The organism is Streptomyces sp. NPDC059477, from assembly GCF_042749375.1.
Classification (GTDB): domain Bacteria; phylum Actinomycetota; class Actinomycetes; order Streptomycetales; family Streptomycetaceae; genus Streptomyces.
Map to the genome: position 1 here is coordinate 14,408 of NZ_JBHYUG010000115.1, position 11,639 is coordinate 26,046.

Consider the following 11,639-nt stretch of genomic DNA (forward strand, 5'->3'; position numbering starts at 1 on the left):
GGGGGGGTGGGGGCGCGCGCGCCCCCCGGGGGGGCCCCCCCCCCCCCCCGGGGGCGGGGGGGGGGGGCCCCCCCCCCCCCCGGGGGGGCCCCCCCCCCCCCCCCCCCCCGGGGGGCGCCCCACGGCACAGCGTGAACGCCCGGAACGCCCCGTGCGGGGTTTACGGCGTCCACCGCGTGGGCGTCCACCCGCACCACGTCCGCCCCGGCGAGGCCCCGTCCCGTACGACACCGAGAAGCACAGCGCGGGGCTCTCCGCGCAGCCGCCCCACGGGTCCTGGGCCAGCGGGTAGGCGCGGTCCAGCCAGTCCCGCACGTCCGCGCGGGGCGTCGTGAAGCGCGCGGTGCGGAGGGTGTCCTGCCCGTGCGGATGGGCGTACCTGTACGCGGTCCCGCCCTGGGCAGCCGGATGCCGCCGGACGTCCCCACCGCGTCCGGCCCCGCGGCCGGGTCATCCGCCTGCTGCCCGCCACCCGGCGCGATCCCGTCAGCCAACGGCGGACAGAGGTCGTCGGGGCTTGCCACCCCCCTCCCCGCATGGGGGAGGATGGCGGAATCCGTACGAAGGGAAATTCACGGTGACCATCGACCCGTCCTCGATTCCGAACTTCGGGGGCCAGCCCCAGCCGCAGTCCCAAGGACCGGCGGGCCCCGTCGTCCCGGATCAGGACCTCGTCAAGCAGCTCCTCGACCAGATGGAGCTGAAGTACGTCGTCGACGACGAGGGAGACCTCGCGGCGCCGTGGGAGCAGTTCCGTACGTACTTCATGTTCCGCGGCGAGGGCGACCAGCAGGTCTTCTCGGTGCGGACGTTCTACGACCGCCCCCACCAGATCGAGGAGAAGCCGCAGCTCCTGGAGTCGATCGACGACTGGAACCGGCGCACGCTGTGGCCCAAGGTCTACACCCACACCCATGACGACGGCACGGTCCGCCTGATCGGCGAGGCCCAGATGCTGATCGGCCCCGGGGTCAACCTGGAGTTCTTCGTGTCGTCGACGGTCAGCTGGGTCCGCGCGGCGATCGAGTTCGACCGCTGGCTGATCGAGCAGCTGGGCCTGGAGCAGGAGGTCAATGACGCGGAGAAGCCGGAGAAGCCCGAGGACGGCGAGTAACCCTCCCGGCACTTCCCTGTAGCCGCACGCGAGCCCGGCCGCGGCGCGGACCCGTACGGTCCCGCGTCGACGCCGGGCTCTCGCCGTCCACAGCCTGTGGACGGCCGTTCCGGGCCCGCGGTCCATGTCCACAGGCTGTGGACAGTCGCTCGGCTGCCTGCGGGCCGAGGCGGGGCACCGTCGTATCCCTCCCGCGGGCGGAGGCGGGGGGACCGTCGTATCCCTCCCGCGGGCCGATGCTGGGGACGGCCGCCTACCTCCCGCGGGCTACCCCGCGAGTCCCTTCAGCCGACGTACCGCGTCCTCCAGAACCGCCGTCCGCTTGCAGAACGCGAACCGGACGAAGGGCGCCCCCGCCTCCCGGTGGTCGTAAAAGACCGCGTTGGGGATGGCGACGACCCCCGCGCGCTCCGGCAGGGAGCGGCAGAAGGCGAAGCCGTCGGACTCGCCCAGGGGGCGGATGTCGGTCGTGATGAAGTAGGTGCCGGCCGGGCGGAACACGGTGAAGCCCGCGTCGGCCAGCCCGGCCGCCAGCAGATCGCGTTTGGCCAGCATGTCCGCGCGGAACTCCGCGAAGTAGTCGTCCGGCAGCGCGAGCGCCTCGGCCACGGCGTACTGGAACGGGCCCGAGGCGACATACGTCAGGAACTGCTTGGCCGAGCGCACGGCGGTCGTCAGTGCGGGCGGGGCGGTGACCCAGCCGACCTTCCAGCCGGTGAAGGAGAACGTCTTGCCCGCCGAGCCGATGGTGACCGTGCGCTCCCGCATCCCGGGGAAGCTCGCCAGCGGCAGATGCTCGGCGCCGTCGAACACCAGATGCTCGTACACCTCGTCCGTCACCACCAGCAGATCCCGCTCCACCGCCAGCGCGGCGATCGCGGTCAGCTCCTCGCGGGTGAGGACCGTGCCGGTCGGGTTGTGCGGGGTGTTGATCAGCAGCAGCCGGGTGCGGTCGGTCACCGCGTCCCGCAGCTCGTCCAGGTCCAGCCGGAACGAGCCCTGCGCCGGGCGCAGCGTCACCGGGACGCGCCGCCCGCCCGCCATCGCGATGCTCGCCGCGTACGAGTCGTAGTACGGCTCCAGCGCGATCACCTCGTCGCCGGGCTCCAGCAGGGCCAGCAGCGCGGCGGCGATCGCCTCGGTGGCGCCCGCGGTGACCAGGACCTCGGTGTCGGGGTCGTAGGACAGGCCGTAGTGGCGCCGCTGGTGCGCGGCGATCGCGGTGCGCAGCTCGGGGACGCCCGGCCCCGGCGGGTACTGGTTCCCGCGTCCGTCGCGCAGCGCCCGTACCGCCGCCTCCCGGATCTCCTCGGGGCCGTCCGTGTCGGGGAAGCCCTGCCCCAGATTGATCGCCCCGGTCCGCAGCGCCAGCGCGGACATCTCGGCGAAGATCGTCGTCCCGAACTCGGCGAGACGGCGGTTGAGGAAGGGGCGCGCGGGTGAGGTCATGCCGGTCATCCTGCGCCCAAGCTCTGGACTTCCTCAACTCTGCTTTGGGGGGTGGGCAGGGAGGGCATCCCCCGTTCACGCACCGCATGAGGCGCCCATGGGGGGTCGCTTCGGGGGAGAGGGAAGGGAGGATGGCGCCATGGTTCTCGGCATCATCCTGGCAATCGCGACGGCGTTCCTGGTCGTGTTCGGCATCGTGTTCACGGCGGTCGCGCGGGCTCGTGCGCGGCGGATGCGCCGTTTGTCGGCGGGCCGCCGCCGGTCCTGGGACGGCGGCGGCGGTGACGGCGGAGGTGACGGCGGCGGCAGCTGGTGGTCCGGGGGAGACGGGGGCTCGTCGGGCGACTCCGGCGGACACTCCTGCGGCGGCGGCTCGTCGTCCTCGTCGTCCTGTGGAGGCGGCGGCGGATGTGGTGGCGGAGGCAGCTGACACGGGGCAGCTGAGCTCCTGAAGGGGGAATCGCATCCGCTTCGCCGAACGCCCGCCGGGACACGAGGTCCCGGCGGGCGCTCGGCTGTGCGGGGGCGTGAATCAGGGGCGCGAATCAGGGGACGTGGCTCAGGGGGGCGGCGGCGGTCCGTGGCGGGTGGGGGTCCGTGAGAGGCGGGTATGGGGCGGGTGGGGATCCGTGGGGGGCGTGTATGGGGCGGGTGTTCGTGTGTGGCGGGGGCGTGAATCGGGCGTACGGCAGTCCTCGGGGGCGGCTCATCCGGGGCGGGCGCTCGTATGAAATGCGCATTGCCCCGGCGTACGCCCAGGCGCCACGGCGTACGCCGGAGTTGAACAGTTGAGCTGACGAGCCCTCTGAGGGATGGAAACCCCACGAACTTGGGTAAAAACGCTGTGGGGGCACCGCAGTTCATGATTCCCTCTAAATCACCAACGCGGCCCCCTCGGATGTCCTTCGGACACCTCTCCTGACGGGGCTGACCGGGCCGATCCTCCCGGTGGCGACCGGGGTGCGCCGGACCCACACCGCCTTTTTTTCTGCGTGCTAGCGGAGCCGATCCATGCTCACGACCCTGAACACCTCATACACCGACACGCGCGCGGCGGACCTCGCCTGGACCCTCGGGCGCGAGCCACTGCCCGCACTCGCCACGCTCGACCTCGAACTCGCCGGAGCCAAACTCCAGTTGAGACTCCTCGGCGCATCTCACCAGGTCCTCCTGGAGGAGGAGCGCACCAACTGCTCGGAGACCGTGGCGTGCATCCCCGGCAGCAGCACCCCGCTGCCGCTGGGGGTCGCCAAACGCGTCGGCGACTGGGAATACGAGTTCGCCGCCCGCGTCGAGGCCCTCTCCCCGGGCTCCTTCGCGGGCCGCGCCCAGGAACTCCTCGCCCTGGTCTCCGACCACCCCAACGGACTGGCGGGCGTCTTCCCCGGCAGCCCCCACGCCTTCACCGCGATGCTCGCCCAGCGCCACGAGGGCCAGGTGCACTGGCGCACGTGGCACGCCTACCCACAGGACGGGCAACTGGTGGCCACACGGACCCGGGTGGGGGTCCGCACACCGGTGGCGGTGCGGTGACGCCGTCCGGCGCCGGGATGCCGGTGGCGGACGTGTCGTGGACGCCGTCCGGTGCGCGCATGCCGGTCGGCGTGGCATGACCGGCGTGCGGCGGTCGTCTGCCGTTGGCTGCCGGGGCGTTGATGCCGTCCGGTGCGCGCGTGCCGGGCGCCCGGCCGTGAACACCGTCCGGCGGTCGCCCGCCTGTGGCCGCCGTGCCGTGAACGCCGTTCGGGGCGTGGCTGCCGGTGGTGGCTGGGGGGTGGATGCCGTCCGGTGCCGTAATGCCGGTGGTGGCCGGGAGGTGGATGCCGTCCGGTGCCGTAATGCCGGTGGTGGCTGGGGGGCGGACGCCGTCCGGTGTCGGCATGCCGGTGGCCGCCGTGCCATGAGCCCGTCCCGCGCGCGCACCCCCGTGCCGGTCGTGTCGTGGACGCCCGTACGGCGTTCACGCATCCGGCAGTTCGCGCCGGAGCGGGGCGCCGGGGGCGCGATCCCCGGCGACATCGGTCCAAACACCCGGCACCCCACCAACCCCAGTTTCACACGTGTGGGTGACATAACGTAGCGCGGCGGTGACGTAACGTCGCAGTCGTGATCGACCCGCACGCCCCGGCCCCGCCCGGCCCCCCGCCGCCCTGGGGCACCTCCGGAGGACCCGGCACCGTGCGGCTGCCCGTGCGGCCCGGCACCGCACGGTTCCTGGTCCTGGCCTGCGTCTTCGTCTGCGCTGCCTGCGGACTGGTCTACGAACTGGAACTCGTGGCCCTCGCCTCGTACTTGATAGGCGACTCCGTCACCCAGGCGTCCATCGTGCTGTCCGTCATGGTCTTCGCGATGGGCATCGGCTCGCTCGCGGCGAAACGGCTGCGCAGACTCGGCGCGGCGGCCTTCGGCGCGGTCGAGGTGGCCCTCGCCCTGGTCGGCGGATGCAGCGCGATGGCCCTGTACGCGGTCTTCGCCTGGACCGGCGACTGGGGCGGCCTGTGGTCCCACGGCCCCCGCCTCGTCCTGGTCGCCTTCTCACTGGGCACCGGACTGCTCATCGGCGCCGAAGTGCCGCTGCTGATGGAGCTGATCCAGCGGATCCGCCGCCAGGACGCGGGCGGCGCGGTCGCCGACCTGTTCGCCGCGGACTACGTCGGCGCGCTCGTCGGCGGCCTCGCCTTTCCCTTCCTCCTCCTGCCGTTCCTCGGCCAGTTGACCGGCGCGCTGCTCACCGGCACCGTCAATGTGATCGCCGGGGGCGCGCTGGTGCTCGGCCTGTTCCACGGCGACCTCACCCGCCGCGCCCGCTGGCTGCTGCTCACCGCCAACCTCACCGTGCTCGGCCTGCTCGCCTCCGCCGCCGTCCTCGTCGACGACTTCGAACGCGCCGCGCGCCAGGCGGTGTACGGCAGCGACGTACGGTTCGCCGTGAAGAGCGAGGTCCAGGAAGTCGTCCTGACCGGCGGCACGCACGGCGAGCCGCTCGCCCTCTTCCTCGACGGCCGCCTCCGGGTCAGCGGCCAGGACGAGGCGCGCTACCACGAGGCGCTGGTCCACCCCGTGATGAACGGCCCGCACGACCGCGTCCTCATCCTCGGCGGCGGCGACGGCCTCGCCGCCCGCGAGGTGCTGCGCCACCCCGGGGTGCGGCGCGTGGACATCGTGGAGATCGACCCCGAGGTGGTCCGGCTGGCCCGCCAGGACCCGGCCCTCGCCGCCCTCAACGGCCATGTCCACGGCGACCCGCGCGTCCGGGTCACCGTCGCGGACGCCTTCACCTGGCTGCGCACGGCCCCGACCGAGGCGTACGACGTGGTGATCTCCGATCTGCCCGACCCCGCCATCACGGACAGTACGAAGCTGTACTCCCAGGAGTTCTACGGGCTCGCCCGGCGCACCCTCGCCGCCGACGGCCGGATGGTGGTGCACGCCGGTCCGCTCGCCGGCCGCCCGCGCGGCTTCTGGACGGTCGACACGACCCTGCGCGCGGCCGGACTGCGCACCTCCCCCTACCGCGCCGGCGGCGGCACCACCGGGTTCGCGGCCGGCCCCGACCGCACCACCGGCACCTCCGGGACCCCGCACGACTGGGGCTTCGTCCTCGCCTCGCCCGGCGCCGCGCCGTCCCTGTCCCTCGCCGCCCGGCCCGCGCCCCGGACCCTGACGGAGCAGGACCTGGCGGCGGGCGCGCGGGCGGTGGAGCGGACCCGGATCGGGGGGCTTGCGGTGTCCACGCTGGTCCATCCCCGGTACTGAGCCGGTACGGAGGGGGCGCGGCGAACCGGGGTATCCGAATCCTCGTACGGAATCCCCGCCGTGCGGGTGCGATCCGGCCGTCGCTGGGTAGGCTCCACGGACATGGAGCTTGAGGTCTTCATTCCGGTTGCCGCCGAGCGGCTCAGGGCCGCGCTCGACGACCCCGCGCGGATCGCGCGGGCCCTGTCCGGGCTCCAGCAGGAGGCCGGCGCGGAGCCGGTCGCCGGGCGGCTGAAGGTACGGGTGGGCGGGACGACCATCACCTACCGCGGCACCCTGCGGGTCACTCCGCGGGAGGACGGGTCGTACGGGGTCGACGCCCGGGCCACGGAGTCGCGCGGGACCGGAGCGGTCACGCTGGCGCTCACGCTCCGCCTGACGGAGTCCGCCGAGGGGACGACGGCGGTGTTCGACGGCACGGCGACGGCGGACGGCCGCGTCGCCGAACTGTCGTCGGACGCGGTGCGGTCGGCGGTGGTGCGGCTGGTGCAGCGGTTCGGGGAGCGGGTGGGCTCCGCCGGGGGTGAGGGGACCACTCCGCCGGCCGGATGCGAGGCTGAGGCGCCGCCTGCGTCGTTGGACTCGCTGGTGGGAGACGCCGACGCGACGGACGGCGCTACGGACGGAGGGTCCGATGATGCGACGGACGGCGCTACGGACGAAGCGTCCGGTGATGCGACGCCCCAAGCGTCCGACGACGCTTCGGGCGAAGTGACCGACGAGGCCGTCGACGAAGCGGCCGGTGACCTGACGGAGGGCTCCGCCGAGCCCTCCCTGGCGTCCGACGCCGACGCCGAACCCCTCGCCGAACCCCCCTCCCATCCTCCCGCCGAGCCCTCGGACGGACCCCCCGCCGAGGCCGCGCACGCGCGTCGCACGATGATCGGGCGCAGTGCGGAGGAGGTGGACCACGCGCCGCCCCGGGGACGGTACGCGCCCGTACCGGCGCCCCAGACCATCGCCCCGGCGAACACCCTGCGCTGGGCCGCCCCGGCGGCGGCGCTCGCGCTGGCCTCGGCGATCGTGGTGACCCGGGCACTGCGCAAGCGGCGCTAGGGTCCCTCGGAAGGGACGCGGGCGACGCCGGGGTGCCCCAAAAGGGCTACGGGCCCACGGAACCGCTCCGCCGGGAGCCCGTCCACCGTCGCCCGCCCCCTTTGGGTCCCCCACCTGAGGTTGACCTCTTTGGGTGCCCCACCTGAGGCCGACCTCTTTGGGCCCCCGCCCGAGGCGGCACCCTTGATCGCACCAGTAGGGTCGGTCGGGTGAGCGACCAAGACATCACCCTGACCGCGGGCGACGCCCGGCTGACGGTCGCCCCGGGCCATGGCGGACGGCTGGCGAGCCTTCGGATCGACGGCGTCGAACTGCTCCGGCAGGGCGACCGCTACGGCTGTTTCCCGATGGTCCCCTGGTGCGGGCGGATCCGCGACGGACGGTTCCGGGACGGGGCGAAGGTGCACCAGATGCCGCTGAACTCCCCGCCGCACGCCATCCACGGCACCGCCCGCGACGGCGCCTGGCGCACCGCGCGGGTCTCGGCGGACGAGGCGGTGATCACGTACGACCTGGTCGCCCCCTGGCCCTACCCCGGCAGGGTTACCCAGGTGGTGGCGCTCACCCCGGAGAGTCTGACGCTGACCCTCGCGGTGGAGACGTACGACGACTCCTTCCCGGCGCAGCTCGGGTGGCACCCCTGGTTCAACCGGAACCTGGACGGGAGCGCGGGCGCGGTCGTCGACTTCCGGCCGGGGTGGCAGGAGGAGCGCGGGGACGACCATCTGCCGACCGGGAAACGGATCGAGCCCACCCCCGGCCCCTGGGACGACTGCTTCGGGATGCCCGACGGTGTGGAGGTGACCCTGACCTGGCCCGAGCGGCTGGAGATGGTCATCAGCAGCCCGGAGAAATGGGTCGTGCTGTACGACGAGCAGGACGCCGCCGTCTGCGTGGAGCCGCAGACCGGGCCGCCGGACGGGCTGAACACCGCGCCGCGCCTGGTCACTCCCCTGGAGCCGCTGGAGGCCAGCACCACCTGGCGCTGGAGGCGCCTTTAAGCTGGTCGGCATGACGGACGTACGGGGCGAGCTGCTCCAGCAGATCAAGGACAAGGCCGTGGTGCACGGCAAGGTGACGCTCTCCTCGGGCCTGGAGGCCGACTACTACGTCGATCTGCGCCGGGTCACCCTCGATGGGGAGGCCGCCCCGCTGGTCGGCGCGGTGCTGCTGGATCTGGCCGTCGGCCTGGAGTTCGACGCGGTCGGCGGGCTGACGATGGGCGCCGACCCGGTCGCCGCCGCCATGCTGCACGCCGCCGCCGCGCGCGGGCGCAAGCTGGACGCGTTCGTGGTCCGCAAGGCCGCCAAGGCGCACGGGCTCCAGCGCCGGGTGGAGGGGCCGGACATCGCCGGGCGCCGGGTGCTGGTGGTCGAGGACACCTCCACCACCGGCGGCTCCCCGCTCGCCGCCGTCGAGGCCGTGCGCGAGGCCGGGGCGGAGGTCGTGGGCGTCGCGACCATCGTGGACCGGGCCACCGGCGCCGCCGAGAAGATCGAGGAGGGGGCCGGGGTGCCGTACCTCTTCGCCTACTCCAAGGACGAGCTGGGCCTGGACTGAGACGGCACTCCGTACCGAGGGGTTCGTCTGGAAAGATGGCTCCGACGACGGCGTCACCCCCCTCAGGTCTAGGTCAGGGCCTTACGTAGTACTTCGTGGTACTCCCACGTACTCCCGCGTACTCCCACCCGCACATACAAGGAGCGGACAGATGCCCATCGCAACCCCCGAGGTCTACAACGAGATGCTCGACCGGGCGAAGGCAGGCAAGTTCGCCTACCCGGCCATCAACGTGACCTCGTCGCAGACCCTGCACGCTGCCCTGCGCGGCTTCGCGGAGGCCGAGAGCGACGGCATCATCCAGATCTCGACCGGCGGCGCCGAGTTCCTGGGCGGCCAGCACAGCAAGGACATGGTCACCGGCGCCGTGGCGCTGGCCGAGTTCGCGCACATCGTCGCCGTGAAGTACGACGTCACGGTCGCCCTGCACACCGACCACTGTCCCAAGGACAAGCTCGACGCGTACGTCCGTCCGCTGCTCGCGGTGTCCGCGGAGCGGGTCGACCGCGGCGAGAACCCGCTGTTCCAGTCGCACATGTGGGACGGCTCCGCCGAGACCCTCGCCGACAACCTCGCGATCGGCCAGGAACTGCTGGCCGTCGCCACCGCCGCGAAGATCATCCTGGAGGTGGAGATCACCCCGACCGGCGGCGAGGAGGACGGCGTCACCCACGAGATCAACGACGAGCTGTACACCACCGTCGACGACGCCATCCGTACCGCCGAGGCCCTCGGCCTGGGCGAGAAGGGCCGCTACCTGCTGGCCGCGTCCTTCGGCAACGTCCACGGCGTGTACAAGCCGGGCAACGTGGTGCTCCGCCCCGAGCTGCTCAAGGAGCTGAACGAGGGCGTCGCCGCGAAGTACGGCCGTCCGGCCGACGCCAAGGTCTTCGACTTCGTCTTCCACGGCGGCTCCGGCTCCACCGAGGACGAGATCCGTACCGCGCTGGAGAACGGCGTGGTCAAGATGAACATCGACACGGACACGCAGTACGCCTTCACGCGTCCCGTCGCCGACCACATGCTCCGCAACTACGACGGAGTCCTCAAGGTGGACGGCGAGGTCGGCTCCAAGAAGACCTACGACCCGCGTACCTGGGGCAAGTCGGCCGAGGCGGGCATGGCGGCGCGCGTGGTCGAGGCGTGCGGGAACCTGCGGTCGGCGGGGAACAAGCTGAAGTAGTACGTCGGCTGACGTACTACGCCGGCACGTCGGCCAAGGAGTACGTCGGCCAAGGAGTACTACGTCTGCCAAGGAGTACGTCGGCTGAAGTACTACGTCGGCTGACGTAGTACCCAGGTCACGGCGAGCCCGGCGCCCTCGCGCCGGGCTCGTTGTATATCTGTCGTCATGCCTGACGTCCGGATCGCCTCACCGCAGGGCAAGTGGCTCCTGTTCACCACCGTCCTCGGCTCCAGCATGGCGCTGCTGGACTCGACCGTCGTCAATGTGGCCCTCCCGCGCATCGGCGAGGACCTGAACACGGATCTCGCGGCCCTCCAGTGGACCATCAACGCCTACATGCTCACCCTCGCCGGGCTGATCCTGCTCGGCGGCTCCCTCGGCGACCACTACGGGCGCCGCAAGGTCTTCGTGATCGGCGTGGTGTGGTTCGCCGTCGCCTCGCTGCTGTGCGGGCTGGCGCCGAACGCCGAGGTGCTGATCGCCGCGCGCGCCCTCCAGGGCATCGGCGGGGCGCTGCTCACCCCGGGCTCGCTCTCCCTGATCCAGGCGTCCTTCCACCCCGACGACCGGGGCCGGGCGGTCGGCCTGTGGTCCGGGTTCGGCGGCATCGGGGCGGCCGTCGGTCCGTTCCTGGGCGGCTGGCTGGTGGACGGGCCGGGCTGGCGGTGGGTCTTCCTGCTGAACGTCCCGCTGGCCCTGGTGTGCGTGCCGGTCGCGCTGCGGCACGTACCGGAGTCCTCCGACGGCAAGCCCCACGGCCGCTTCGACGTCCTGGGCGCCTGCCTGGGCGCGCTGTCGCTCGCGCTGGTGACGTACGCGCTGATCGAGGCGGCCAGCGGTACGGCGGTGGTCGTGGTGACGGCGGTCCTGGGGGTCGCGGCCGGGGTCGCCTTCGTCATGGTCGAGCGGCGCCGGGCGGATCCGATGATGCCGCTGGACATCTTCTCGTCGCGGCAGTTCACCGCCGTCAACCTGGTCACCCTTTGTGTGTACGCGGCCTTCGGCGGCTTCTTCTTCCTGACCGTCCTCCAGCTCCAGGTGGTGTCGGGCTACTCGGCCCTGGCCGCCGGTACGGCGCTGTTGCCGACGACGGTCCTGATGCTGCTGTTCTCCGCCCGCTCGGGCGAACTGGCCACCAGGATCGGCCCGCGCATCCCGCTCACCGTCGGGCCGCTCCTGTGCGCGGTCGGCATGCTGCTGATGGTGCGGGTGGGCCCGCACGCGTCCTACCTGGTGGACGTACTGCCCGCGCTGCTGGTGATGGGCCTCGGCATGGTCACCCTGGTCGCCCCGCTCACCGCGACCGTGCTCGCCTCCGTGGACACCTCGCGGGCGGGCCTGGCGAGCGGCATCAACAACGCGGCGGCGCGGGCGGCCGGCCTCATCGCGGTGGCCGCGCTGCCGCTGATCTCCGGGATGAGCGAGAACGCCTACCGCTCACCGCCCGCCTTCGACAGCGCGTTCGACCGGGCGATGCTGGTCTGTGCCGGGGTGCTGGTGGTGGGCTCGGTGGTCGCC

The 11,639-nt window shown here is 72.7% G+C and carries 10 protein-coding genes; 9 read left to right on the forward strand and 1 reads right to left on the reverse strand.

Annotated elements, in window-relative coordinates; all coding sequences use genetic code 11:
- Positions 1–577: 577 nt before the first annotated feature.
- Positions 578–1,114 (forward strand): YbjN domain-containing protein, encoded by a 537-nt coding sequence (locus tag ACFXAZ_RS35220; protein ID WP_384599690.1) that lies wholly within the window; start codon positions 578–580, stop codon positions 1,112–1,114.
- Positions 1,115–1,381: 267 nt separating this feature from the next.
- On the opposite strand, the gene ACFXAZ_RS35225 is transcribed toward ACFXAZ_RS35220, so the two are convergent.
- Positions 1,382–2,572, reverse strand: a complete 1,191-nt coding sequence (locus tag ACFXAZ_RS35225) for a pyridoxal phosphate-dependent aminotransferase (RefSeq protein ID WP_384599693.1) — start codon at positions 2,570–2,572, stop codon at positions 1,382–1,384.
- A gap of 130 nt (positions 2,573–2,702) precedes the next feature.
- Between ACFXAZ_RS35225 and ACFXAZ_RS35230 the strand changes: the two genes are divergently transcribed.
- The 8 genes from ACFXAZ_RS35230 to ACFXAZ_RS35265 form a co-directional block, all read left to right on the forward strand.
- The gene (locus tag ACFXAZ_RS35230; protein WP_384599696.1) at positions 2,703–2,993 is read left to right on the forward strand and encodes a hypothetical protein; all 291 of its coding nucleotides are present in this window, start codon (positions 2,703–2,705) and stop codon (positions 2,991–2,993) included.
- A 581-nt stretch (positions 2,994–3,574) separates the two neighbouring features.
- A complete protein-coding gene (locus ACFXAZ_RS35235; RefSeq protein WP_384599699.1) occupies positions 3,575–4,096 on the forward strand; it encodes a DUF2617 family protein in 522 nt (173 codons plus the stop codon).
- 573 nt (positions 4,097–4,669) lie between these two features.
- The gene (locus ACFXAZ_RS35240) at positions 4,670–6,319 is read left to right on the forward strand and encodes a polyamine aminopropyltransferase (protein WP_384599702.1); all 1,650 of its coding nucleotides are present in this window, start codon (positions 4,670–4,672) and stop codon (positions 6,317–6,319) included.
- Positions 6,320–6,421: 102 nt separating this feature from the next.
- A complete protein-coding gene (locus ACFXAZ_RS35245) occupies positions 6,422–7,375 on the forward strand; it encodes an SRPBCC family protein (RefSeq protein WP_384599705.1) in 954 nt (317 codons plus the stop codon).
- A gap of 209 nt (positions 7,376–7,584) precedes the next feature.
- Positions 7,585–8,376, forward strand: coding sequence for an aldose 1-epimerase (locus ACFXAZ_RS35250; protein ID WP_384599708.1), 792 nt, complete (start codon positions 7,585–7,587; stop codon positions 8,374–8,376).
- A 10-nt stretch (positions 8,377–8,386) separates the two neighbouring features.
- Positions 8,387–8,935, forward strand: coding sequence for an orotate phosphoribosyltransferase (gene pyrE, locus ACFXAZ_RS35255; RefSeq protein ID WP_384599711.1), 549 nt, complete (start codon positions 8,387–8,389; stop codon positions 8,933–8,935).
- 151 nt (positions 8,936–9,086) lie between these two features.
- Positions 9,087–10,118, forward strand: a complete 1,032-nt coding sequence (fbaA, locus tag ACFXAZ_RS35260; protein WP_384599713.1) for a class II fructose-bisphosphate aldolase — start codon at positions 9,087–9,089, stop codon at positions 10,116–10,118.
- Between the two features lie 168 nt (positions 10,119–10,286).
- Positions 10,287–11,639 (forward strand): MFS transporter (locus ACFXAZ_RS35265; protein WP_384599715.1); only part of this gene is annotated, 1,353 nt, incomplete at its 3' end.